This window comes from Gemmatimonas groenlandica, from assembly GCF_013004105.1.
GTDB lineage: Bacteria > Gemmatimonadota > Gemmatimonadetes > Gemmatimonadales > Gemmatimonadaceae > Gemmatimonas > Gemmatimonas groenlandica.
On sequence record NZ_CP053085.1, the window covers coordinates 2,005,212 to 2,029,629 of the forward strand.

At 64.9% G+C, this 24,418-nt stretch carries 20 protein-coding genes; 2 read left to right on the forward strand and 18 right to left on the reverse strand.

Going from position 1 to position 24,418, the window contains the following annotated elements; translation table 11 throughout:
• Positions 1–39: 39 nt before the first annotated feature.
• The 17 genes from HKW67_RS08470 to HKW67_RS08550 all read right to left on the reverse strand — a co-directional run bounded on the left by HKW67_RS08470 (position 40) and on the right by HKW67_RS08550 (position 21,370).
• Positions 40–2,259 (reverse strand): TonB-dependent receptor, encoded by a 2,220-nt coding sequence (locus HKW67_RS08470; RefSeq protein WP_171224969.1) that lies wholly within the window; start codon positions 2,257–2,259, stop codon positions 40–42.
• A 2-nt stretch (positions 2,260–2,261) separates the two neighbouring features.
• Positions 2,262–3,731, reverse strand: a complete 1,470-nt coding sequence (locus HKW67_RS08475; RefSeq protein WP_171224970.1) for a hypothetical protein — start codon at positions 3,729–3,731, stop codon at positions 2,262–2,264.
• Between the two features lie 485 nt (positions 3,732–4,216).
• Positions 4,217–5,794 (reverse strand): hydantoinase B/oxoprolinase family protein, encoded by a 1,578-nt coding sequence (locus HKW67_RS08480; protein WP_230981154.1) that lies wholly within the window; start codon positions 5,792–5,794, stop codon positions 4,217–4,219.
• Positions 5,791–6,456, reverse strand: coding sequence for a uracil-DNA glycosylase family protein (locus HKW67_RS08485; RefSeq protein ID WP_171224971.1), 666 nt, complete (start codon positions 6,454–6,456; stop codon positions 5,791–5,793). Before HKW67_RS08485 ends, HKW67_RS08480 begins: the two co-directional genes overlap by 4 nt.
• Complete coding sequence (locus HKW67_RS08490; protein ID WP_171224972.1) at positions 6,453–8,411, reverse strand: hydantoinase/oxoprolinase family protein; 1,959 nt, start codon at positions 8,409–8,411, stop codon at positions 6,453–6,455. The genes HKW67_RS08485 and HKW67_RS08490 overlap by 4 nt, the downstream gene beginning before the upstream one ends.
• Positions 8,408–9,715 (reverse strand): lipoprotein N-acyltransferase Lnb domain-containing protein, encoded by a 1,308-nt coding sequence (locus HKW67_RS08495; RefSeq protein ID WP_171224973.1) that lies wholly within the window; start codon positions 9,713–9,715, stop codon positions 8,408–8,410. Before HKW67_RS08495 ends, HKW67_RS08490 begins: the two co-directional genes overlap by 4 nt.
• The gene (locus HKW67_RS08500; protein ID WP_171224974.1) at positions 9,715–10,719 is read right to left on the reverse strand and encodes a Gfo/Idh/MocA family protein; all 1,005 of its coding nucleotides are present in this window, start codon (positions 10,717–10,719) and stop codon (positions 9,715–9,717) included. Before HKW67_RS08500 ends, HKW67_RS08495 begins: the two co-directional genes overlap by 1 nt.
• A 22-nt stretch (positions 10,720–10,741) precedes the next feature.
• Entirely contained in the window at positions 10,742–12,070 is a 1,329-nt protein-coding gene (locus HKW67_RS08505) for a SpoIID/LytB domain-containing protein (protein WP_171224975.1), read from the reverse strand.
• A gap of 11 nt (positions 12,071–12,081) precedes the next feature.
• Positions 12,082–13,410 (reverse strand): glutamate-1-semialdehyde 2,1-aminomutase, encoded by a 1,329-nt coding sequence (gene hemL, locus HKW67_RS08510; protein WP_171224976.1) that lies wholly within the window; start codon positions 13,408–13,410, stop codon positions 12,082–12,084.
• Positions 13,407–14,828: a 30S ribosomal protein S12 methylthiotransferase RimO gene (gene rimO, locus HKW67_RS08515; RefSeq protein WP_171224977.1), complete on the reverse strand. Its 1,422-nt coding sequence runs from the start codon at positions 14,826–14,828 to the stop codon at positions 13,407–13,409. Before rimO ends, hemL begins: the two co-directional genes overlap by 4 nt.
• A gap of 25 nt (positions 14,829–14,853) precedes the next feature.
• Entirely contained in the window at positions 14,854–15,354 is a 501-nt protein-coding gene (locus HKW67_RS08520) for a YajQ family cyclic di-GMP-binding protein (RefSeq protein WP_171224978.1), read from the reverse strand.
• Between the two features lie 15 nt (positions 15,355–15,369).
• The gene (locus HKW67_RS08525) at positions 15,370–16,230 is read right to left on the reverse strand and encodes a sigma-70 family RNA polymerase sigma factor (RefSeq protein WP_171224979.1); all 861 of its coding nucleotides are present in this window, start codon (positions 16,228–16,230) and stop codon (positions 15,370–15,372) included.
• A gap of 158 nt (positions 16,231–16,388) precedes the next feature.
• Positions 16,389–17,159, reverse strand: a complete 771-nt coding sequence (lepB, locus tag HKW67_RS08530; RefSeq protein WP_171224980.1) for a signal peptidase I — start codon at positions 17,157–17,159, stop codon at positions 16,389–16,391.
• Between the two features lie 7 nt (positions 17,160–17,166).
• A complete protein-coding gene (locus HKW67_RS08535; RefSeq protein ID WP_171224981.1) occupies positions 17,167–18,651 on the reverse strand; it encodes an aldehyde dehydrogenase family protein in 1,485 nt (494 codons plus the stop codon).
• A 9-nt stretch (positions 18,652–18,660) separates the two neighbouring features.
• Entirely contained in the window at positions 18,661–19,200 is a 540-nt protein-coding gene (locus HKW67_RS08540; protein ID WP_171224982.1) for a hypothetical protein, read from the reverse strand.
• Between the two features lie 29 nt (positions 19,201–19,229).
• Positions 19,230–20,606, reverse strand: coding sequence for a sigma-54-dependent transcriptional regulator (locus HKW67_RS08545; protein ID WP_171224983.1), 1,377 nt, complete (start codon positions 20,604–20,606; stop codon positions 19,230–19,232).
• Positions 20,603–21,370 (reverse strand): hypothetical protein, encoded by a 768-nt coding sequence (locus tag HKW67_RS08550; RefSeq protein ID WP_171224984.1) that lies wholly within the window; start codon positions 21,368–21,370, stop codon positions 20,603–20,605. Before HKW67_RS08550 ends, HKW67_RS08545 begins: the two co-directional genes overlap by 4 nt.
• Before the next feature lie 168 nt (positions 21,371–21,538).
• On the opposite strand from HKW67_RS08550, the gene HKW67_RS08555 reads away from it, so the two are divergent.
• Together HKW67_RS08555 and HKW67_RS08560 are read left to right on the forward strand one after the other, a co-directional pair.
• On the forward strand, positions 21,539–22,447 hold the full coding sequence (locus tag HKW67_RS08555; protein ID WP_171224985.1) for a hypothetical protein: 909 nt from the start codon (positions 21,539–21,541) through the stop codon (positions 22,445–22,447).
• A 105-nt stretch (positions 22,448–22,552) separates the two neighbouring features.
• Positions 22,553–23,239, forward strand: coding sequence for a hypothetical protein (locus HKW67_RS08560; RefSeq protein WP_171224986.1), 687 nt, complete (start codon positions 22,553–22,555; stop codon positions 23,237–23,239).
• A 31-nt stretch (positions 23,240–23,270) separates the two neighbouring features.
• On the opposite strand, the gene HKW67_RS08565 is transcribed toward HKW67_RS08560, so the two are convergent.
• Complete coding sequence (locus HKW67_RS08565; RefSeq protein ID WP_171224987.1) at positions 23,271–24,140, reverse strand: N-acyl homoserine lactonase family protein; 870 nt, start codon at positions 24,138–24,140, stop codon at positions 23,271–23,273.
• Positions 24,141–24,418: the final 278 nt, after the last annotated feature.

Consider the following 24,418-nt stretch of genomic DNA (forward strand, 5'->3'; position numbering starts at 1 on the left):
GAGCAAGCCACGCACGACGAAGCCGCGATGGATTGTTCCTCACCACCTCACCTCGACGCCTATCGATGGCACCAAAGGAAGGCCGGCGCGGCGAGCAGTCGGAGTCTGTCCGCTTGCGACCTGTGCCAGGTAAGTCGCGGCATCGTAGGCCACCACATTGCGCTTGTACAGCAGGTTTACCACTTGCAGCGAAGCATCCACCTCAAACGCCCTCGGGGTCCATCGCTTCCGCAAGGCGACATCGAATCGCTGGAAGCCAGGAAGTCGAGCACTGTTCATCTCCCCGTAGATAAGCCTCGACTCTCCCCCGGAACCGTCGAACGAAGGAACGATCACTCGCCCCACTATCGGCGTAATGGGCAAACCGCTTCGCATTGCTCCTACCACGGAGAGTGACAGCCGTCTCGGAAGTGGTAGCGTAAATACTCCACTGATGTTAGACGGCGTGTCCCAACTGGTGGGGACCCACTCGTCATGCCGACGCGTCAAGCTCCGCACGAACGAGTACGTCAGCTGCGCGGATGGGCCGCTGGCATGCCGCGCGAGCACGGTGGTAGCGATCCCGAGACTGCGGGCCGGCGCCCGTTCGAAGAGCATGTCAGACGTACGCGAGGCGGCTGGACCAGAACGTTGCGCACTTGTCGTGCGGTCCGCGTACCATCTCACCGCAGCGGTCGTGTGCAGTGAATAGGCGACTCCACCGTCTGTACGCTCGTGCAATCGGTACTCTAGCGACACGGCGTCCATGAGACGAGGACGAGAGAGGAGGAAAGTCGGCTGTGGTCTGGTGTTCTCTGGATCACTGAGCTGAGCGTCGAACTGCGCGCGTCGCTCAATGCCTATGGATACTTGTTGCGCGGAGCTTGACAGCACTTTCGCAACTAGCTGCGGCGCGAATGCACTCGACGAGTCTGCAACGGTGATCCGCGCTCCCGCCGACAGCGACCGTCCTTCGGAGAACTTCAGCAAGAACTGCGAGCCGACGGCAAGCAGGCGCTGCCTCGCCGAAAGGTCGAGCCGCTCGCTACCGCCGGCTCCCGTGCGGATGTTCAGCCAACGATGCATATGCCGACGTTCGTCAAGGCTCACCACTCCGCTCGCCTCTAACACGCGCCAAAGCTGCAGCTTCGCGCCCGCTTCTGCGCTGAACCAGGATTGCACGTTGTTGACAGCGGCAACACCAGCTACCTGGTTGCGGTCGAGAGTCTCTGCACGATCGTGCGACGTCCGTAGATGCGCATCCATCCGCTTGCCGGCGAAGGTCAAACGAAGACCACCCAGCGTTTCTGATGAGCGGAGCGGCACACCAGTCGAACCCGGCCCTGGGCGCTCTGCATCGAAGGCTCGCGACCCGAGCAGTTCGACGCGGCTGGATGGGGTGGGCGTGAACCCGAACCGAACGAGAGCATCTGAGAAGTCGGGCACCCGCGCCGAGCTAGAGCCGCTGCCGTCCGTGACTCGATTCAGTAGCGCGCCGATGTACGACGCGCGTGCGCTTACTAAAAGGTCTGCCCGTGTCGAGCTTGCGGAAACAACGGTCGCTCCGAGAGAGAGCAGGCTTGCAACGAGCTCGCCGTTTCGCTCTCGGCCCGGCTGCCGGGTTGTAACGGCAACCAGACCGCCGACACGGCTATCGACAACACTTGGGATTTGATTCAGGCGTAGCTCTACGCCGTCAATCGACGCGGTGTTGAAAGCCCCGATCACGTTCTGAAGATGCGCCATCGCTTGCAGCGGATGACCGTCAAGCGAATAGCTGGCTTCGTCGCCAGCGGCACCCAAAAGGTTCACGCGAGCCTTCACGTCGTCGGGCTGTGTCACGCCTGCGAGCAACGGAAGCGCGCGATACACATCAGATTCGCCTACGGGAGGAATTCGACGAACTGATTCCCGGGTCATCGCCGCTCCCTCGCGTCCGCCGGAGACCAGAACTCCGGCGAGCGCGGTGGGGGCGACAGAGAGGACTACCTCGAGGATTTCATGCGGAAACGCCGCGAGGTTAAGCGTCCGTTCCGCCGGCAAGTAGCCAACTTTCTGGAACCGCACGCGCGATGTTGTGCCATCGAGCAAAAGGGAGAAGCGTCCGTCCGTGCGAGTAAGCGCATAGGCAGAACCGTCGATGCGATCTACGCTCACGTCAGCAAGACCACGTCGAAGCGAATCTAAGACAATTCCCTTTACGACGCTTGGCTGCGAAGAAAGGCTGAACGGCGTTGCTGCTATAACGACGAGCAGCCTTCCAAATCGCGCGTACGTCATTACTATCGCGCCCTGCCGGCTTTTTTCGGGGTCGAACCACGGTTCCGCTCGGAGCCCGCTGTCGACGCGGAGTCAAACGGCTTTCGAAGTGATTCGTTGCACCCGGTACTTCCAGGTGGGCAACTACCGGAATTTACATTTACGGGAATCGACTGCTGATCCCAATAGGTTCCACCGTCCATCACGTCCAACACGAGTTCATGCGACGTGGCAGGCGTGTTGAAGCTCTGCTGATACGAGGAACCTGTGCCTACGAGCTGGCCATCGAGGTACCACCGATACGAATACGGTGCAGCCCCACCCGGCACGTACCCCGCCGTCCACGTGACCAACTGATACGGATAGATGTATGAATCACCAACGATCTGAGGTCGCGCCGGCGGAGCGGTAAACGATGGCCACTGCAAACTGAAGCTGACCTCGCGCCAGAAAAACAGCCTTCCACTTGAGGAATACGGACATTCAAAGGCTCCGAGCGAGGTAATCGCTCCACATCGGTCGCTTCCTCCACCCAATCGCGGTTCAAGGGCAGGTGCGTTCAATGCGTTTTTGGTTTCGTCGATTAGCTGGTAGAACCCGTAGTCATCGTCCGCCCACCAGCCATCGTTCTCCTTGAGCGAGACGTCAATGTAGCTGGTCGGGCTTTGAACAGCATCGAGCATTGGGAGACTTACTTCTCCGATAAACTGATTGTAGCCATCCACGTAGAGCGTCGATGTGCGAATAGTGCTTTGATCGCTGCGCCGCTTCAGTGAGCTTACCCACCTGAGCTCAAGCGGATTTGAGAAGCTTCCAAAGTCCTCGCCATTGATGACGTACAACGATTTTAGTGAGGTACCCGAAGGCGGCGTGCTTAGCCTCGCGCGCGCAAATGAGGTTGAGGCTGGCGCGCCGTTTCGACTCGTCACGTCGATTGGTGTCATCACGGAGTCACCGTTCTGCAGCCGAGTGACAAGCAACCCTCCTGCCTCAACCTCTTGCGGATCCTGAACGGTCTCCCGAGTTGAAATCCGAACTTCGCCGTTTCGAGGGATCAGCGCATCAAATGGCGCGATGACGAAGAGGGGGGCGCCTGAGTTCTCCCTCGCCGCAGGAAGCAATAACTCTTCAACTAACGAGGACCTACCATCACTACCAAAGGCCACAGTAGGCTTAGCGCCCTTCGAAGTCTTCGCCACGACCACGACGCGGCCACGGCCATTCCACGAGAGTCGTTGTGTGCGGTTGGGCATCCAGAGCGCTAGGACGCGCGCGCGCTCGAGAACCACATCACTTCGCACGCCGTGTGTGGATAGATTCTGAAAGAATCGTTCAGCAAACGGAGCCATCTCTTTTGAGGAAAGCAGGCCTCCCAGTTGAACTTTGTGCTGGGTAAATCGCGATGCGCGTAGCCGATCCCTGACGGCCATTGCGAAGGCTGGTTCCTGCATCGTTTGTGCGAAGGCTTCCCCGATGCGGTCATCGATTGACATAGACGAAGCGACTGAAGCACCCACGTATGGATGAGTGAAAAGCTCAGGCTTCTCTACACACGCCCACAGCGATAGGGCTCCCAAAAGCCCACATAGAACTCTTGCCACTTTCATAAATCTGCCTCGCTTTTGAACTATTTCTCAATTCGTCTCCATTCGGCGACTATCGCCAGTATTTGCCCGGATCAGGCGGGTGTCAATGCGGAATAGCATACTGGGTGGGACGAGCGGAAAAGATGCGGGATAGCCGATCCTCAGCCAGTCTAGACTTGCCGAGCGACTGTCGCGAGAAAGCGCAGCGGCGGCGGCGTTTACTCATCGCCCGCTGTCACCTCGAGTAGTGTACTCTTAGCGCCGTTCACTCTTAGCGCAGTTCACTCTTAGCGCAGTTCACTTTTAGCGCAGTTCACTTTTAGCGCAGTTCACTTTTAGCGCAGTTCACTTTTAGCGCAGTTCACTTTTAGCGCAGTTCACTTTTAGCGCCCCTAGCTGTTCCTGAACCCCCAGCCGCCGCCTCCTGGCGTCTCTAGCGTCAGCACGTCGCCCGCCTTCATGTTCACGCGACACTTGGCCGGAAGCACGTCACCGTTCAGCAAGTTCCGACCAGGCTGCGCGTCACCACCACCGTTCGCTCCCGGCGGCGCAACACGACGACGTTCGGTGAGCAACGTCGCTGTGCACGGCACCATCGCCTGATAGCGGCGCACGATGCCGTCGCCGCCGCGACTGGCGCCGGCACCACCGCTGCCGCGACGCACGGAATACTCGACCACGCGCAGCGGATACGCGCGCTCGAGAGACTCCACCGGCGTGTTGCGCGTGTTGCTCATGCCCACGTGTACCGCGTCGGGTCCGTCGCCACGCGCACTGCCACCCTGCCCGCCGCCGAGCGTTTCGTAAAAGCTCCACCCGGGTGCGCCCAACGTGACGTTGTTCATCGTGCCTTGCCCGCAGGCGGGAATGGGCAAGTCGTGCACGCCGATGCTCGCCGCCGCTGCCGACAGCGCGGCAAAGCAGACATCGGTCATGCGCTGCGACAGTTCCACGTTTCCGGCCGCGACCGCGCTCGGTCGCTTGGCGTTCGCCACACAATCGTCGGGAATGGTGAGCGCCAGCGCGCGCGCCACGCCGTCGTTCACCGGCACATCGTCGTCGCACAACACGCGCAGCACAAATACCGCAGCGGCTCGCGCCACCGCCGGCGGGGCATTCACGTTGCCGCGTACCGCGGGTGACGTCCCGGTGAGATCCAGATGCAACGTGGCGTCCTGCACGCGCACATGCACGACCACCGGGATCGACGCGTCGCTCACGCCGTCGCCTTCCAGCGCGTCGGCGGCTCGGCCTTGGGCGCCTTCCAAGAGCTCGAGGCGTGCCCGCACGCGACGCTCGGTGTAATCGAGTAGCGCGTTCACCGCGTCGCCCAATGCGTCGGCGCCAAGTTTCGCGTATAGCGCCTGCCATCCGGTACGACCCGCCGCGCACGCAGCGCGCTGCGCTCGCAGGTCGCCTTCGCGCTCTTCCGGCGTGCGCACGTTCGCGAGCACCAGCCGCATCACATCGTCCTGCGCCACGCCACCGCGCTCGATGCGCACCGGCGGCACGATGATCCCTTCCTGAAACAGCTCCGTCGCGCCGAACGGCATGCTGCCCGGACTCATACCACCCACGTCGGCATGGTGCGCGCGCACCGCCGCGTACCCGATGATGCGCTGCGCATCGTTGGCGTCGGCGATCACCTCGACCATTGTGAGGTCGGGCAAATGCGAACCGCCATGCGACGGATCGTTCAGTAGAAACACGTCGCCCGGAGCCGCACCACAGGCGCGCACCGCCGCCACCGACTCGGGCATGGCGCCCAGGTGCACTGGGATGTGCGCCGCCTGCGCCACCATACGCCCATCGGCGTCGAACAGCGCACAGCTCGCATCGCGACGCTCACGGATGTTCGGCGAAATGCTGCTCCGTTCCAGCAAGCCGCCCATCTCCTCGGCGAGCATCGCGACGCCCTGCGAAAACACCGTGAGTTCGAGCGCGTCGAAACGCGCGCGAGTCGACGTCACGACGGATCCGCCTCGGGTGCCGGATACCCGGCCTGCAACACCGCATACTGGCAGCGCACCATCCAGGCCTCCTGCAGGTCGGCCATCTTGGCGCCCTTGCCGCGATCGGGCGCCATCGACAACAGCCCCTGCGCCGACGGATGTGGCAGCGCGCGACGTGCCATCTCCGGCATCGGGGTGCGCTTGAACAGCGTGTCGATCGTGCGCGTGGCCACGCGGCCGAGCGTCACGATACCCTTCAGACCGCGTGCGCGCAGCATGGTGATATCGCGCGTCAGTCTGGTCAGGTTCTCCGTCCCCTCCAGCTCGGATCGCGTGGGTGCGCGAAACGTGGCGCCATTATCCGTGGGGCAACGATCAAAGGCATTACCCAACGCCACGCCGTTCGCGACGGGAACGACGCCGCTGGCAACGAACAACGCACCGTCCCATTCCATGCGCTCGATCTCCGGCGGCAGTGTCATCGCGCCCAACCGCACCAACACATCGTACAGGCCCTTGCCCGCGGCATCGCCCAGAAACGGCACGCCGCTTTTGTCGGCACCGCGCGGTCCCGGCGCCTCACCGATGAGCAGCACGTGCACTGGGCCGTCCAACGGCATCAACATCGGCACCGGCGTGCCGAGAATGCGTCCGATATGCGTGGTCTTTGACATCGTCATCGTTGCTGCTCCAGCATCCACCCTCCGATTTCCAGCGCCCGCGCCGTCCAACCCGGCGCGATCCGCATGGTCGCATCCGGCAATCGTACGACCGCCGGACCCTCTATCACCCGCGCCATCGCGCGTCCGTCATCTACACCGGCCGACAACACACCATGGCGCGTGGGACGCGCGAAGTGCACCGGCCACGGCGCACTGCTGAGCGTCGTGCGGGCACTGATGAACTCAACCGCCCGATCGAGCACAAAACCCGCGCGCTGATCATGCCGCGCCACGAACCGTTCCGCGACGGCACCCGGTGTGTCGCCGGGTTGCACCGCGACGTCGAGCTCGTAGCCTTGGCCCTCGTACCGGGCACGCAGCCACCAGCGCACGGTGAGCGACACCGCGTCGTCGCCGTCGGTGCGCATGGCACACGCCTCCTGCTCGAGCAGCGTGGCTAGTGATGCCGCGCTCATGGCATCGGCGCGCTGCATCACGCTCACCAACGACTCGCGACGTTCCGGCGCCAACGCGAGACCCACCGCGCTCAACACGCCCGCATGTGGCGGCACGATCACCTGCCGCATGCCCAAGCGCTCAGCCAATCCACAGGCATGTAGCGGACCGCCGCCACCGAACGCGATCAGTGGCACGTCGCGCGGATCGACGCCGCGCTCCACCGACACGCGGCGCAACGCACGCGCCATCGTGGCATCGGCCGTGGCGATGATGGCTTCGGCCGCCCGTGCCAGCGACACGCCGAGCGGCGCCGCGATGGTGTCGACGGCAGCCCGCGCGTGCTCCAGACTGATCGTGACGCCGCCGCTCCACTCGCCCGGTGCGATCGTGCCCAGCACCACGTGCGCATCGGTGACCGTGGGTCGCACGCCCCCGCGACCATAGGCCGCTGGGCCGGGTGACGCACCGGCGCTCATCGGTCCCGTGCGCAGCGCGCCGCCGTCGTCGAGCCAGGCGATGCTACCACCACCGGCCGCGACCGCCTCCACCAGCACGCGTGGCAAGGCGATCGGTACACCGGCCACCGCACCACCACGCTCCACCAGCGGCTCGCCGTCGTCCACCAATCCCACGTCGGCGCTGGTGCCGCCAATATCGATCGTCAGTGCCCGCGAAACCCCGAGGGCACGTGCGATCGCCGCTGCCCCCGTCACGCCGCCAGCGGGGCCGGAGAGGGCCAGCGCGGCCGCATGCGACGCCGCATCGTGCGCCGACAGCGTGCCGCCGGCCGAGGTCATCACGCGCGGCGCTGGATAGTCGTGCTGCGCCAGTCGCGCCGAGAGCCCTGACAGATACCGACGCACGGCCGGTCGCGCGTACGCTTCGGCCACCGTGGTCGCCATCCGCTCGTACTCGCGGATCTCCGGCAGCGCTTCGTGGGAACACACCACATCGGCCACCAGTCCAGCCTGTTCGAGGGCCACCACAAGCGCGTCGCGGAGGGCACGCTCATGCGACGGATCGCCGTAGGCGTGCAACAGCGTGATCGCCACCGTGTCCGGCTGCTGCGCCTTCACCGCGGCGATCACGTCGGCGATCGCTTCGTCGGTGAGCGCCAGCGTGATGCCATCGGGCGTGATGCGCTCGCGCACCGGAATCACCTGCGCCTGCTCCACCAGCGGGCGCGGGTGATGCTTGGCCAGGTCGTACAGCGCCGCACGCTCCTGCCGACGCAGCTCGAGCAGGTCGGTAAATCCGGCCGTCGCGCAGGCGACGACGCGGGCTCCCGCCCGTTCGAGCAGCAGATTGGTGACGACCGTCGTGCCGTGCGCGATGTGCGCAATCTGCGACCCGTTGAGCGCCGCGACGCGGAGCGCTTCCAGCACACCAGCCGCCCGATCCGTCGCGACACTCAGCACCTTCGACGTGTGCACCGTTCCATCGGCGTGCAACGCAGCGAGGTCGGTGAACGTCCCGCCCACGTCGATGCCGACGGCGATGCGCGGGCTCGTCATGACGCCGTGCGCAAGGAGCGAGCGCGCAGGCGCAGTGTCGCCACGGCGAACGCCACCTGCACCGGCACGATCACGGCGAGCACCACACCGCTCTGCTGATGCCACGACGGCACCAGCTGCAGCGCCAGGCCAACCAGCGACAGCAGCGCGACGAGTGCCGCCACACCGGTGGCCGCGCGCGTACGCGCACCACGCCAGAGCGACGCCGTGATCACCACCGCCGCCACCAGCATGAGCGGATGCAACTGTAGCACGGTGAGATTGGCGCCCATGTAGGGCATGTGCTTCGTCACGGTGCCCGCCAGCAACAACGCCGTGCCCAGCACACCTCCGATACCGAACCACAGTACGGAGAACGTGACCAGCGCGAACCGAGCGATCGCGGAGCCGGCGCCAGACAGCAGCACCACGAGCGCGGCCAGCACGATACCAAGCACGAGCGCCATCGGTACGCGAGACGGTGCCCCCTCGGGCATCGGCGCGCGGTCGGCGGTGTAGAGCACGGAGTCACTGGTCACCAGCTTCATCGACGCGCCGTTCGCATCCTTGACCGAAAGCGCCACCAGATGATTCGCCAGCAGATCGGGCAGGAACGACTCTTCCCACTTCGTGAGCACGTGATCGGCGTTGCGACCGAGGGCGACTTGAATACCCGGATATACCAGCGGATCGCTGGCCGTGATACGCGCCGTTTCATTACGCCAGGTGCGGCCGCTGCCGGGCACGGCGAACGGTGCATCGAGCTGTCCCTGCAACGCCCAGTTAAGCAGGTCACGCACGCGCGTGGCGCAGTTGTCGGCGTAGTAATCGTAGCGATAGTACTTGTTCGCGTCCTGCGCATTCCAGCGCACGAAGTCGGCGATCGCACCACGCTGTACCGCGCTGAGCTGCAGCTCGAGTTTGCGAATCGTGCGATTCTCGCGCGTGTACGCCGCATTGAAATCGGCGGTACGGTAGCCTTCCATCCAATACTTCGTGTCGCCGGTCAGAAAGCGTCCGAGAAAATTCGGTTGACTGAAGTCGAACATGCCCCAATTGAAGGCGATGTCCTGACCCGTACTGCTGTCGGTGAGCGCCAGCGCAATGTGCCCGAACTTCTCGAACACGAACTCGCCCGGGCCGTAGGTAATGATCGCCACCGACATGCGCGCACCGCGTTCGGCGCGCGCACTATCGAGCGATGCCGACACGCCCGGTGCCGGCGGCTTCGGTGTCTGCGGCGTCTCGGTCGGCTGTGCCGCCAGCGCCGACGATGCCATCAGCATCGCCGCCGCCAGCAGGCGCCGAACAACGGTCCCTGCCATTAGAAGCGGAACTCTTTCCCGTCGTCGGCGGCCTTGTAGATCGCCTCGACCACCTTTTGCACCAGCACCTGATCGGTGGGCGGTTCGTACGGGGCTTCGCCGTTGATCACGGCGAGGAAGTGCGCGATCTCCGCCCGGTAACTCTGCAGGAACGGGCTTTCGCGTGCCGCCGCACCCGACGGCGACACATCCACCGCGCGTCCGTTCAGCTCCTTGGTCACACGCAACGGCGCCAGTCTCGCTGAGCCGCGCGTGGCATGCACTTCAAACCACCAGCGATCTTCGCTGCCCACGTACGACCACGACACGTCGATGTTCAACACCAAGCCGTTGTCGCACTCGAGAAATACCTGCATCGCGTCTTCCACCGAGCCCGCCGCGCGACCGCGACGCATCGACGACACGACCCGGATCGGATTCGGACCGTCGGCCAGCCACATCGCCAGATCGAGCAGCGGGAAGCCGTGCTCGAGAAAGACGCCGCCACCCGACTCGGCGCGACGATTGCGCCACCCGTCGGCCGTGTGCTTCATCTGCAGCGACCCAGCGCGAATGGACGTGACCTGCCCCAGCTCCGCATTGCGGATGAACTGATCGAGCGCCTGCACGTCGGAACGGAAGCGGTGATTGTGCCCCACGACCAACCGCCGATCCGCCTTGTGCGCGGCGGCAATACACCGCTCGATGCCGCGCGTGGAGAGCGACAGCGGACGCTCACACAACACATGGAGCTTCTTGCGCAGTGCCGACAACACATGCGGCTCGTGCAGGTGATTTGGCGTCGCAATGATGACCGCGTCGAGTTCGTCGCTGTCGAGCAGCTCCTCGAAATCGGTGAACACGTCGGGCACGTCAAAACGATCCGCCAGCGCACGCGCTTTGGCCGCATCGTTATCACAGAGCGCGACCAGCTTGGCGCCGCGCAGCTTGGACAGAACGGGGATGTGCGTCAGCTGGGCAATGGCACCCGTGCCGACGACGGCTATACGCACGCCGTCTTTCATGTACGCCTCCGGAGATGACAGATCAGTCGGCGAACCCGACGACGGTCCCCGGATAGTAATGACGCAGGATCGTGCGAGCGTCGATGCCGGCCCGTGACCGGCCGATCGCTCCCCACTGACACATCCCCACTCCGTGGCCGTTGCCGTGGCCGTGCAGGCTGACACCGGTCAGGTGTCCACGAGCACGGGATTCGCGGTCCACTGAAAAATACGTGCTGGACAGGATCGCGCCACGCGCATCACGCAGCACATTGCGGATCTCATTGTTGCGCACGGTCACGTCACCGCGATCGGTGCGCAGCACCAGCGCCGTGGCGCGCCCCGACGCCGTCCGACCCTCCACCCGCATCTCCGTGACCACGCCGGGGCGTGGATCGCGCGCGCCGGCCGCCACCAGGGCCCGCCGCACGGTCTCGCTCAGCTGCGCTTCGTCAAACTCCGCCGTCCAGTGATTCCGGGGCGAAATGTCGCAGTACGGGCGCCCGGTGCGCGGATCGGTGTCGTCCACCGACTGCAGATAGGGTTCCTCACGAACATCCCGCCACGATTCCTTCGGCGCCGCCGTCCGCCCGCCGCACGATGAGTAGTACGGCGCGTCCACCAGCAACCCGTTGTAGCGGATCACCAATCCGGCCGTGTTGTCGATCGCTTCATTCACGATCGGTGCCTCCACGTCCAGACCGGCATACACCTGATTCTGCACCGTGGCCACCATGTGCCACCCCGAGCGCGGCTCAACCGATTCGTCCGACGGCACACGAATGTACGCGTAGCTTCGTGCGGCAATCGCCTGTGCTTCCAGCGCAGCGCGATCCGCCGGCTGCCGGGTGCCCAATTCGATCGGCACCACGCCGCGCAGGTACTCCTCCACCGGCAGCCGGTTCACCACCAGAATGCCGCTGTCGGTCGGTGTGAACCAGAGCTCGCCGCGATAGCGCCGATTGTCGTAGCGCAGCGCCGAGCCGCCGTCGACCGCGCGGGCCACGAACGGCCCCTCGCGCCACGGAGTGGCATCGCCGTTATCCCCGGCCACCCGCAACAACCCGCCCTGCTGCTCCACACGCCAGTTCTCGGCGCCCTGCCCCGTCACCAGCTTCGTGCGTCCACCTTGCTCATCGATGCGCCACCGTCCCGTGGCCGACACCGGCGCCTGCTGCGCCTTGCCGGCCAGCGCGATACGCGCCATCCGGTCTCGTCCATCCAATCGCCCGTGCGCTTCGCCGGTGATCGGACCTTGCATCACCGGCGTGGGTGCGCTGGGGCCCATGCTGCCCCCACGCGGCGCGCATGCCACCGTGAAGGCGGCGGCGGCTACCAGGGTACCAAAGGCACCAGCGATGAGCGAACGCATGAACTCCTGAGCTAGTCCCGTTGCGCGACGGCCGCGCCAAGCGCGTCGTCGAGCCGGGTGAGTGTCTCGGCGATTTCCGCATCGCCGTGCGCCGACGACATGAACCCTGCTTCGAACGCCGACGGCGCCAGCGATACACCACGACGGCGCGCCGCGTGAAAGAACCGCTTGAACAGCACCGTATCCGACAACTTGGCGTCGTCGTACGTGTGCACAGGCTCGTCGCGGAAGAAGAAGCCCCACATCGAGCCGGAATGGCTGGCCGAAAACGGCACGCCATGTCGCGCAGCGATGTCCCGCATCCCCTGGACCAGCACACCCGTCTGCGCCGTGATGCCGTCGTGCACCTCTTGCGTGAGCGCACCGAGCGTGGCGAGTCCCGCCGCCATCGCCAACGGATTGCCCGAGAGCGTGCCGGCCTGATACACCTTGCCCGTGGGCGCCACGTTCTGCATGAGCTCACGACGGCCACCATAGGCAGCCACCGGCAGGCCTCCGCCGATCACCTTGCCCAAGGCAGTGAGATCGGGGGTGACACCAAAGCGCTCGCGAGCGCCGCCGAAGGCGATACGGAAACCGGTCATGACTTCATCAAAGACGAGCAACGCCCCGGTTTCGTCAGCGATCTTCCGCAATCCGGGGATGAACTCGGGGAGCGGCTCGATGAAGCCGCTGTTGCCCACGATCGGCTCGAGCATGATGGCGGCCAACGGGTACTCGCGGGCGATGCGGGCCGCCTCCTCGAGGTCGTTGTAGCGGCAGGTCAGCGTCAGCTTGGCCAGCGCCGCCGGGACGCCCGGCGAATCGGGAAGCCCGAGCGTGGCCACCCCCGACCCCGCGCGCACCAGGAACGCATCGGCATGGCCGTGGTAACAGCCTTCGAACTTGAGGATGTACTCGCGTCCCGTGATGGCACGGGCCAGCCGCGCAATGGTCATCGCCGCTTCGGTGCCACTGGACGTGAAGCGCACCATCTCCATGTGCGGCATCCGCTCGGCGATCTTGTCGGCCAGCTCCACCTCACGCTCGGTGGGCATGCCGAAGCTGGTGCCGTCCTGCATGGCACGCGACACCGCCTCGAGAACGACATCAGGGGCATGCCCAAGCACCAACGGGCCCCATGACAAGATGTAATCGAGATACTCGTTGCCATCGGCGTCCCACACCAAGGCGCCTTTGCCGCGCTTGGCGACGAACGGTTCTCCACCCACGCCGCCGAAAGCGCGCACGGGCGAGTTCACGCCGCCCGGAAAACGAGCGCGCGCTCGCGCCATGATTTCGGCGGAACGCGCGCTCGGGCGCGACGTCAACATGGCTGCGAGTTCTGTCGGACTGCTCATCGGCCGAAACTCCCCACGGAAGAACTGTCAGGAATACCGCTGCCAACCAGCGGCAGGGTGCGCGACGCACGTCGGATCGGTGCGGTCGCTTGCTCGGCCACGCGCAACAGCGTGGCACGGAAATCGTAGTCGTCCACGACGTGCTCGATACGCACGTCGGCGAACGCACCGGGTGTCATGATGCCCGATGCGGCGTTGATCGGTACGTGGACCAATCCGTCGATGTCATCGGCCTGCCACGGCGCACGACACAGCATCTCACCGGCCACGTCGGAGGCACGCTCGACCAACACGCGAGACTCGACACCCAGGAAGCGCTCGTACCGTTCCGACGTGATCGCACGCTGCAGCTCTTCGATGCGCTCCTTGCGCTCCTGCTTGATCGAATCGGCGACGTCGTCTTCCATGCTGTTCGCGCGCGTGCCTTCCTGCGGCGAATAGGTGAACACCCCGACGCGATCGAACTGCATCTCCTCGAGGAAATCGCAGAGAATTTCGAAGTCAGTTTCGGTCTCGCCCGGAAATCCGACGATCACCGAGGTACGCACGGCCAAATCGGGCACGATCGCGCGATACTGCGCGAGGCGCTCACGGATGGTTTTCTGACGCTCCGGGCGACGCATGCGCGCCAGCACCGCATCGGAGCCGTGCTGCATCGGCGTGTCGAGATATCGTACGATGCGCGAATTGGCCGCGATGACCTCCAGCAAGCGCGGCGTGATGCCGGTGCTGTAGAGGTACATGTTGCGGATCCAGGGGATCGACGTTTCGCGCACGAGCGCTTCGAGTAGCTCCGGCAACGCCACACCATCGCGACGGTCGCGGCCGTAATGCGCGAGATCCTGCGCCACCAGGTTCATCTCGCGCGCACCCTGCACTTCCAGCAACTGCGCTTCCTTCACCAGATCATCGAGCGCGAACGAACGGTGCTTGCCGCGCATGAGCGGGATCGCGCAGAACGCGCAGCCGTGATCGCATCCTTCCGAGATCTTCAGATAGCGTACATGCGGCAGGTCACCGCCGAACAGACGCACGCCTGGATGCTCGACCAGTGACCCACCCAGCAGGCCGCGCTCCACGAGTTCGGGGATGAGGCGGTCGGTCTCGGAGTTGCCGAGGAACACGTCCACCTCGGGCAGTGCCTCTTCGAGCTCCGACTTGTGCCGCTCCACCATGCACCCGATGGCGAACACCGCCTGACACTTGCCGTCGTCCTTCAGGCGCGCGGCGGCCACGATCGCTTCGATCGACTCGGCCTTGGCGGCGTCGATGAAGCCGCAGGTGTTGACCACCACCACATCGGCGTCACGCATATCGGTCACCTGCTCGCCGCCATGAGCGACGAGATCAGCCAGGTACCGCTCGGAGTCTACCGTATTCTTATCGCACCCGAGGGTGACCAAACCGAACTTGAGCATCCTGGAAAGCTAGCGTACTCACCCTCTAGCGGAAATTGCCGAACTGCAGCTCCACCTCGAAGTCCGCCTTCCGAAGCACCGCGATCGCATCCTGCAGCGCGTCCTTATCGGGGCTCGATACGCGCACCTGATCACCCTGAATGCTGGCCGTGACCTTCTTGAGCTTCGCGTCCTTGATCGTGGCCGACACCTTCTTGGCCTGCTCGGACTCGAGCGCCATCTTGAGCTTGATCTCGCGGCGGAGCACGTCGCCGCCGCCCGGCTTCACATCACCGATGTCCAGATTCTTCACCGGCACGCCACGCTTGATCAGCTTGCCGCGCAGCGCGTCGAACAGCGCTTCCATGCGCATATCGCTGTCGGTGGCCAGGTTCACGATGCTATCGGTGCGCTTGAACTCGATCTCGACCAAGGCGCCCTTGAAGTCGAATCGCTGGGCGATCTCCTTCTGGGTCTGATTGACCGCGTTGTCCACTTCCTGCAGGTCGACGCTGGTCGTGACGTCGAAGGAATACGTAGAAGCCATAGAATCAGTATGGGCTCAGCCCAGGAAGCTTTCGAGCGACTTGGATCGTGAAACGTGCCGGAGACGCGACAGTGCCTTCTCCTTGATCTGACGAACGCGCTCGCGCGTGATGCCGAGCTGCGATCCGATTTCCTCGAGGGTCATCGGCTCAGTACCGTCGATGCCGAAGTACAGGCGCAGGATCTTCGACTCGCGCTCCTTGAGGCTGCCCAACGAGTCCTCGATCGCTTCGGTGAGCGCCTTCTCGAAGGTCTGCTCGTCGGGCGTCGCGTGGTTCGTGTCGGGCAGGTAGTCCAGCAGGCGATTGTCTTCGCCCGGAGTGAGTGGCGCGTCGAGCGAGAGGTGCACCTGCGAAATCGACATCGTCTTGGCGACTTCTTCCTCGGTGATGTCCATGCCTTCCGCAATCTCGGCGTGCGTGGCTTCGCGTCCGAGTTCCTGCAGCAGCGTGTTCGCCCGTTTCCCGATGCGGTGCAGCGTGCCGGCCCGGTTCAGGGGCACCCGCACAATGCGCGACTGCTCGGCCAGCGCCTGCAGAATGGCCTGACGAATCCACCAGACGGCGTAGGAGATGAACTTGATGCCCTTCGTCTCGTCGAACTTGTGCGCCGCGCGAATGAGGCCAAGGTTGCCCTCGTTGATCAGGTCGGACAACGACACGCCCTGATTCTGATACTTCTTCGCGACCGACACGACAAAGCGCAGATTCGATCGCACCAACTTGTCCAGCGCCTCCTGATCACCGACCCGGATCCGTCGCGCAAGCTCCGCTTCTTCTTCTCGGGAGATCAGCGGGTATGCGCTGATGTCGCGCAGATACTGATCGAGTGAGCCTTCCTCGTACGACACCTTCTTTTTCGGGGGCGTCACAGCCATGGCAGCGCGGCTCGTGTGGCAGAGAGACTGGACATTCGACCGCGCGGCGGGGGGAGCGCGGCGTCCTACGTACAACAACTAACTGCTAACCCCTTAACGGTGAACTACTGAGGCACCATTCGTCAACGCATGCCGCCATTAAATCGCCACGCGCGCGGTCAGCGAACGAGCGCTCCCAGGCGGCCCCACCGGATACCGGTGAGCCACGGTACACGCGCCGCGGAGTCCGGGGTAAAACTGTAGTAGACGATCCACGGCGTCCCTCGCAGCAAACTGTCGGGGACAAAGCCCCAGTAGCGGCTATCGAGAGAATTATCGCGATTGTCGCCAAGCACGAACAAATGCTTGGGCGGTACCACGATCGGGCCCCAGTTGTCTCGCGACGGACGATAGATCGGCGGCATGCCGGCTTCGGCGGCCGCGGCGGTATTGGTGAGATACCCGCGCTGCCAGCGGAATTCGTCGGTCATCGGATCGACGTCCGGTTCAGTATGCGACACATATCGTTCGCGTACCGGTACACCGTTGCGGAGTAGCGCGCCGCCCTGCATGGACAGCGTATCACCGGGCCGTCCCACCAATCGCTTGACAAAGTTCTTGGTGGGATCGGTGGGCCACTCGAACACCAGAATGTCGCCGATTTGTGGCGCTCGCACCGCAGGCAAGCGCCGATGCGTATACGGGACCTCGGCGCCGTACAGCCACTTGTTCACCAACAGAAAATCCCCGACCAGCAGCGTGCGCTCCATGCTGCCGGACGGGATCTTGTACGCCTCCACCACGAAGGTGCGGAGCACCAGAAACAGCAGCACCGCCGGCGGCAGCACTTTGGCCCATTCCCAGAGCCAGCCGAACGAGAGCGCGCGCCGACGCGAGCGGCCATTGGCCGCCCGCAGGGCATTCGCGCGATGATCTTTGTTCGGCGCCATCAGGTTTTCAATAGTTGTCGATCTGCGCGCGCTGGAGTGCTCCGGAGTAGTCCACGTAGCCCACCTTGGTCTCCGAGTAGAACTCGTACACCTCCCAGCCGCCTTCGCGATGTCCGTTGCCCGTTTCCTTCACACCACCAAAGGGCAAATGCGCTTCAGCGCCGATCGTGGGCGCGTTCACGTACGTGATGCCGTTGTCGAGATCCTGCAGCGCGCGGAAGGCGACGTTCACGTTGCTCGTGTACACCGACGACGACAGCCCGTAGCGGACACCGTTGTTTACCGCAAACGCCTGCTCGACGGTAGCGACCTGGATCACCGACAGCACCGGCCCGAAGATTTCTTCCTGCTCCAATCGTGATCCGGCGGTCACATTCGTGAAGATCGTGGGCTGGAAAAAGAACCCGGCGTCGAGCGCACCACCCGTGGCCCGCGCGCCTCCGCAACGCAGCGTGGCACCCTGCTCTTTCCCGATCTGCACGTAGCGCTCGACTTTTTCACGCGACGCTTCGCTCACCAGCGGACCGACGTCGTGGCCCGCGACGCGACCGTCGCCGAGCACGAGTGCCTGCGCGCGCGCCACGAGCTTCTCCACGAAGGTGTCGTGAATTCCGGCCTGCAGGATCAGGCGGCTGGTGGCAGTGCAGCGCTGACCCGTGGTTCCGAACGCCCCCCACAGCACTCCGTCGACGGCGAGATCGAGGTCGGCATCGTCGAGCACGATCTGCGCGTTCTTGCCGCCCATCTCGAGAGACAACCGCTTGTGCATACGGCCGCACGTCTCGCCCACGAACCGTCCCGTTTCGGTCGAGCCCGTGAACGAAATCACCGGCACCTGCGGATGCTCCACCAGCGCCTTACCAACCACTTCGCCCATGCCGTGCACCAGCTGAATCACTTCGGGCGGCAAGCCGGCTTCGAGCAGGATCTCCACCAGCACGGTGGCCGTGTGCGGCACATCTTCGGCGGGCTTGAGGATCACCGAGTTGCCACAGAGCAGTGCCGGGAAAGCCTTCCACGTGGGAATGGCCATCGGGAAATTGAACGGCGTGATCAGCCCGCACACGCCGATCGGGCGACGCATCGTCATGGCCCACTTGTTGGCCAGTTCGCTTGGCACCGTGTGGCCGAACAAGCGCCGTCCTTCGGTGGCCGCGTAATACGCCGTATCGATGCCTTCCTGCACATCACCACGCGTCTCCGCGAGTGGCTTGCCCATCTCGCGCGTCATCAGATTCGCGATCTCTTCCTTGCGCGCCGCCATCAGATCGCCGACCCGACGCAGCACATCACCGCGCGCCGGTGCCGGGGTGCGCTTCCAGCGCTCGAATCCGCGCTGCGCACTCGCCACGGCGGCGTCCACGTCAGCCACGCCGGAGGCCGGGAAGCGGCCGATCACGTCCTGCTGGTCGGCCGGATTTCGATTCTCGAAATACTCGCCGGTCAGCGGCGCGACCCACGCGCCGCCAATGAAGTTGTGAAAAGTCGTCATCCCTGAAATTTAGCCCGGAATCACCCCTGGACCTACCGAGGGCAGGCCTCCCGAGGGGGCCGGGCAACTCCAGCCTTCACTCCGCTCCGCGGTTGGGACGGCGTACCCGGCGCGCGGTAGGACCTCGCGAGCACCCAGCACCAGCCCCCAAACCACCACCAGCAGCGAGGCCACGTGCGCGAGGCCAAGGCGATGGCGCCACGTCCCGATCGCACTCCACATGCCCAGCAGCGACACGGCACCGGTGGCCGCCGTAAACCCGATCAGCGGGCCACCGCACTGCGCCGGCCAGGGCCAGAACATCAGCCCCGCCGCGGCGCCGACGGCGATCGCCACCTTCACCCAGCCCTTCCAGGCACCCGCCGCAGGCGCCGACGACCCAACAGGGGCAGACCGCATCGGTGCCGCCACCGTGGGCGCGGCCACCGTGCGTGCCCCCGTCTTCGTCGGGGCGACGGCCTTGCTCTCGGCCAGTAGCGCCTCGTCGGAGACCGACGCCAGCTGTTTGTCGATCTTCGCCATCTCGGCTTCCCAATTACGGTCGCTCATACTCGGTGTGGCTGAAGGTCAGGCCCATCTCACGCCGGCGTGCTTTCTCGCGTCAAAGCATAACGCTCGATCTTCTTGTAGAGATTCGACCGGGGCATGTCCAGCGCCCGCGCCGTCTCCGACACGTTCCAGTCGAAGGCGCGCAGCTTGGCCAGCAGAAACGCCCGCTCGGCGGCCACCTTGAACTCCTCGAAGGTGGTGCAGTCTACCAGGTTGCCCAGCCCCGCCGGCTCGGCCGACCGTTTTCCGACGAGTCGCTCCACGTCGGTGGCCGTGATCGTTGCGGCGCTGGCCAGAATCACCAAACGCTCCACCGTGTTGCGCAACTCGCGCACGTTGCCGGGCCAATCGAGCTCCGACAAGCGCACCAGCGCCTCATCGGTGATGCCGCGCGCCGGCAAGCCGTCGCGAGCGGCGAACTGCTGCAGGAAATACACTACCAGCTGCTCGATATCCTCGCGACGCTCGCGCAGCGGCGGCACCGTGATGGGCACCACGTTGAGCCGATAGAACAAGTCTTCGCGGAAGCGGCCGTTGGCGATCTCGTCTTCGAGCAACTTGTTGGTGGCGGCCAGTACGCGCACGTCCACCTGAATCGGCTTGCTGCCGCCGATGCGCGTCACGAAGCCGTCCTGCAACACGCGCAACACCTTGGCCTGCGCGCTCAGCGACATGTCGCCGATCTCGTCGAGAAACAGCGTACCGCCATCGGCCTGCTCGAACTTGCCGGCGCGATCGGCGATGGCACCGGTGAACGAGCCCTTCATATGACCGAACAGCTCACTCTCGATAAGCTCCGACGGAATCGCTGCGCAGTTCACTTCCACGAACGGCTTCTTCGCGCGCAGTGACCCGCGATGAATGGCCCGCGCCACGAGTTCCTTGCCCGTGCCGTTCTCGCCCGTGATGAGCACGCGCGCCGGCGTGCCGGCCACCTTGTCGATGCGCTCGAGCAATGCGCGTATACCGTACGTGCGCCCCACGATTTCGTAGCGCGATTCGATCGTTTCGCGCAGCCGCTCGTTCTCTTCCGTGAGCAAACGCGTTTCGAACGCATTGCGCAGCAGCACCAGCACGCGATCCGTATCGAGCGGCTTCTCGAGAATGTCGTAGGCGCCGAGTTGCGTGGCTTCAACCGCGGTTTGAATCGTGGCGTGCCCGCTGATCATCACCACGGTGGCGTTGGGATCGGCCTGCCGCAGACGCTTGAGCACCTCGAGTCCATCGAGGCCCGCCATCTTCACGTCGAGGAACACAAGCTGCGGACGGAAGCTGTCGTAGATCGTGATGCCCTCGGCACCACCCGTCGCAGTCTTGACCTCGTAGCCCTCGTACTCGAGCAGCTGGCCAAGGGCCTGACGGATACCCGGTTCGTCATCGACGACGAGAATGCGGCGCGCGCTCATGGAACCACAGCCTTATAAAGAGTGACCTTGCCGTTGGCGACGCGCACGTCGGCCACAGCCTTGGGCAACGGAATCGGTAACGCATCCGACGGCAGCGAATCCGCCGTGACAGCACGATGCATGGCGCCGACGAGCGCCGGGATCAGCCGCGGCGGCACGTCGATGCCCTTGATGCGCAATTCGCGCACGCGGTACTCGGCCAGTCCCGGGCGAACGAGATCGAGGGTGCCGGCCATCCGCAACGTGTCGCGCCCGTCAAGCGCCACGCCGAGCAGTCCTCGCAACGCGCCGTCCCCCGCCACATCGCGCAGTTCCACGACCGTGCGCACCAAGACCTGCTCGTCGACGATCGCCACTTCAGGGCGTGTGGCCGATGCGGGCAGCAGCTTCGACATGCCCGTTGCCAGCACGCCGGCGAGGTCGGGTGCGCGCAGCGACACGAAGGCCGGACCGTTGCGCCGCGAAAGGCGCGCGATGGACTCGCGTCCCGCCGATCCTGCAGGCGCAAGACGCGCCCACACGATCGCTTGCTCGCGTTTGGTGCGCTCTGCCCGACGGGCCGCGCCGTTCTCGGACGCAATGCGCGCGCCTTGGTTGCTGTCGAGGCGCTCGCTGGCCTGGGTGGCCGCGTCGGTCACGCGGCTTGCCGCACCGGAGGCCGCGCGTGACAGCACCGACGGTAGGCGATCGCCGTAGAGCCAGTACGCGCCGACGCCACCGACGGCGAGGACAACGATGCAGCCGATTCGAGAGAGACAGCCCAAGAGATGCGAGGGTCGGAGGTGGAACGGGAAGGTACGGCCGCCCACTCCCAAAGGGCAGCGGTGCGGCTGCGGTGCGGCCGCAGTCGTGTCGGGCAGCTGCCGGACGGCGCTCGCTCGGTGGTACCCCGAATCGGGATGACCGGACCGCGCGCCGATCGTCCCTGACTCGTGCCCCTCCCCACTCGCTCTCGACTCCTCTTCCTGCTCACTGCGGGCGCGATCCTTCTCGGCTGCGGCAGCGCGGAGACGTCGATTCCGCGGGCTTGGCGCCCGTTGCGCCTCGGCGCGGCGTCGGGTGAGGCGCCGGGCTGTCCACCGGTAGCCGGGACCTATGGCGTCGAGTCAGAGCTGCTCTTCGCCACGCTCGTCAGCCAACACCTGCCGGTCGCGGCGCGGGATATTTCGTGGAGTGCGTTTTCTCTGCAGGGCGAGGCCGACACCGCGCTGACGGTCATCGTGATGAACGCCAGAGAGGGCGCGGATACGCTGCGGCTGCAGCACGGGGTAGCCTACGTTTGCGCCGACGGATGGCTCACTCCCACGTTTCCCGCCGCCGGGCTGATAAGCGACGGGACCCACGAGTCGTCGAGCGAGTTGCGCGGCGCCGACCGAGACGTGGTCATCGCGGGGGCGAACGACGGCGCGCTGGTGGCTCGCCTGCGTACCACGACGCACGACGAAGTGGCTCTGTGGTGCGGTGACGGTTGCCGAAGCATGCGCGTGCCATTCAGTGCGAAGTCGACGGTGCGCTGGGAACGCCAGGCGCGACTCACCACTGACGTTGCCACCATTGATCCCGACGACCCGCGGCTGCGCCTCGACCCGCGCGAAACACGGGCGACCCGTCGGATTCGCGAGGCGCTGCCGCCGTACGTGACACTGCGCGGCGTGGGCCCGCGAGCAGACGGCTGGCACGTCAGTATCGACCTCCCCGACAACGCCAAGTTGGTGGAGGTGTTGCGCACGTTGAACGCGACGCCCGGCATCGCCGACGCGCGCGTCGAGCGGTTATACGAAACGCTTAACCTCGAAGGCTCGTGGCATGAGGTGCTCTGGCTGCGGGTGACCAGCCGCTGAGTTCACGTGGCAGTACGCTGGCGCAGGGAGTCGGCGGCCGTAGTTTCGAGAGTTCCCCGCGCGTCAGGCGACGCGCCGATGTGAGCTTTGAGTGGAGGCATCGCCATGACCACCCCGCGACGTGACTTCCTGCAGCAATTCGCCCTCGGCAGTCTATCTGCCACGCTCATTCCTTTCACGTCGCAGGCGGCGTGGGCCGAGCGTGCGGGCGCCGCGACCAGTGAACCGAGTGGCGCGCAGAATGTCGATCTGTCGTGGACGCGTCGGCTTACCGGCAAGTACAAGTCCGTGTACGACAGTCCCGATATCGGCGGCGGACTGGGCGTGTTGCGCGCCGGCATCGTGAGCGCGCAGTACATGGCGGCCTTCAACGTGACAGCGAGTGCGCTGTCGCCGGTGATCGTGCTGCGCCATGACGGCATCGTGCTCGCGATGCAGCAGGAGTTCTGGGATCGCTACAAGATCGGCGAGAAATACAAGGTCACGCATCCATGGACAGGCGCCCCGCTCACACGGAGTCCAGCGCTGCTGCGAGCGGGCGACGGCTTGCCCGCGGGGCTCGAGAACCACGCACTCGACAAGCAGCTCGCGCGCGGCGTGATCGTGCTGGCGTGTGCGTTGGCGTTTCAGGATGTCATCGACACAATCGCTGCGGCCGACGCGCTCGCGCCGGACGCCGCGGCGGCGAAGGCGCGCGGCCTGATGCTGCCGGGCATCATCATGCAGCCGTCGGGCGTGTTCGCGACGTCGGTGGCACAGGACAACGGCTGCGTATACGTGCGCGCCACGTGAGGTCGTAACGCGCGCTTTTTGCGTCGGCGCGCTAGCGGATGCGCACGGCGCCCTTCCCTGCCGCCGGGAACCGCGTGAACACCGCTGGGTCATGTCCGGGCACCACGACACCCGTGGTGCCCGCCAACTCCAGCATACGCTGTTGCGCCGCGAGGTTCGACACCCGATCGAGCGTCTGCGCAATCGGTGTGCGGGAGTCGAGGTTTTCGTACAGGTAGGCATTGTCAGAGGCCAACACCACCGTTCCGCGCGCCGTGATCACGCCGGCGTACTGCGACGCGAAGGTGTGCTTGCCGCCGGTGTACACACGGATGCCGGGCATGATCTCCTGGGCATCGCCATTCACGAGTTTCACGCGACCGGCCTGACGCAGCGTGTGCAGCATCGCCGCATCGAGCGCATCGGCGGCACGATCGAGCGACACGCCGCCCTCGCCCACGTGGTGTTCGTATTCGTCGCGCTGAATCCACACGGTCGCGTTGGGAAACAGATCGATGCCATCGGCATGATCCCAGTGCACGTGCGACACGATGATATCGGTGACCTGCTCCGGCGCGATGCCAAGCACGCGAATCGCATCCGACGGCTTCTGATAGTCCACCGGTTTCCAGCGCGTCATGAACTTCTCGCGGTAGAAGCCGGCGTCGACGAGCACGATGCGCCCGTCGCCCGGCTTGATCACCCACACGGTCAGCGCGACATCCAGACGGCGCGACGTGTCGGCCCCGGCGATGAGCGACGACACCGGAAAATTGGCGAGCGCTCCGTAGCGCACGGCGAAGATCTCGGGAGCGGACTGCGCGCCGAGCGGCCGGGCGACTGGAACGAGGGGGGCGGCCGCGACCAGCGCGAGCGAGGCCAGGACCAGGGTGCGACGCAGTGCAAAGAGTCTGGATGTCATGCCGCTACGCTAGGGTACCGGCGCCGTCTGGGCCAGCGGCCGCCGTCGACGGCAGCGTTTCAACGCGAGTTTCAAGGGGTCGGAGTCGTTGAAACGGGGTGCTCACCCACGAGTTCGTATGAACACCGAACAATGTGGCATATGTGGGAGACTCATAACCATTCCCCTCTCACAAGGCCGAGAACGGTAGCATTTCGCGGCCGAACGAGACGCCACTTTCTTGACTTTCCGGGCTTTTGGCTGAATGCTTTGTTCTCCTACCCTACAAAGTTCACGCG

Coding starts and splice junctions, on each gene's coding strand:
- HKW67_RS08470 (WP_171224969.1), bottom strand. CDS start 2,259: ATGACGTACGCGCGATTTGGAAGGCTGCTCGTCGTTATAGCAGCAACG.
- HKW67_RS08475 (WP_171224970.1), bottom strand. CDS start 3,731: ATGTCAATCGATGACCGCATCGGGGAAGCCTTCGCACAAACGATGCAG.
- HKW67_RS08485 (WP_171224971.1), bottom strand. CDS start 6,456: ATGACGATGTCAAAGACCACGCATATCGGACGCATTCTCGGCACGCCG.
- HKW67_RS08490 (WP_171224972.1), bottom strand. CDS start 8,411: ATGACGAGCCCGCGCATCGCCGTCGGCATCGACGTGGGCGGGACGTTC.
- HKW67_RS08495 (WP_171224973.1), bottom strand. CDS start 9,715: ATGGCAGGGACCGTTGTTCGGCGCCTGCTGGCGGCGGCGATGCTGATG.
- HKW67_RS08500 (WP_171224974.1), bottom strand. CDS start 10,719: ATGAAAGACGGCGTGCGTATAGCCGTCGTCGGCACGGGTGCCATTGCC.
- HKW67_RS08505 (WP_171224975.1), bottom strand. CDS start 12,070: ATGCGTTCGCTCATCGCTGGTGCCTTTGGTACCCTGGTAGCCGCCGCC.
- hemL (WP_171224976.1), bottom strand. CDS start 13,410: ATGAGCAGTCCGACAGAACTCGCAGCCATGTTGACGTCGCGCCCGAGC.
- rimO (WP_171224977.1), bottom strand. CDS start 14,828: ATGCTCAAGTTCGGTTTGGTCACCCTCGGGTGCGATAAGAATACGGTA.
- HKW67_RS08520 (WP_171224978.1), bottom strand. CDS start 15,354: ATGGCTTCTACGTATTCCTTCGACGTCACGACCAGCGTCGACCTGCAG.
- HKW67_RS08525 (WP_171224979.1), bottom strand. CDS start 16,230: ATGGCTGTGACGCCCCCGAAAAAGAAGGTGTCGTACGAGGAAGGCTCA.
- lepB (WP_171224980.1), bottom strand. CDS start 17,159: ATGGCGCCGAACAAAGATCATCGCGCGAATGCCCTGCGGGCGGCCAAT.
- HKW67_RS08535 (WP_171224981.1), bottom strand. CDS start 18,651: ATGACGACTTTTCACAACTTCATTGGCGGCGCGTGGGTCGCGCCGCTG.
- HKW67_RS08540 (WP_171224982.1), bottom strand. CDS start 19,200: ATGAGCGACCGTAATTGGGAAGCCGAGATGGCGAAGATCGACAAACAG.
- HKW67_RS08545 (WP_171224983.1), bottom strand. CDS start 20,606: ATGAGCGCGCGCCGCATTCTCGTCGTCGATGACGAACCGGGTATCCGT.
- HKW67_RS08560 (WP_171224986.1), top strand. CDS start 22,553: ATGACCACCCCGCGACGTGACTTCCTGCAGCAATTCGCCCTCGGCAGT.
- HKW67_RS08565 (WP_171224987.1), bottom strand. CDS start 24,140: ATGACATCCAGACTCTTTGCACTGCGTCGCACCCTGGTCCTGGCCTCG.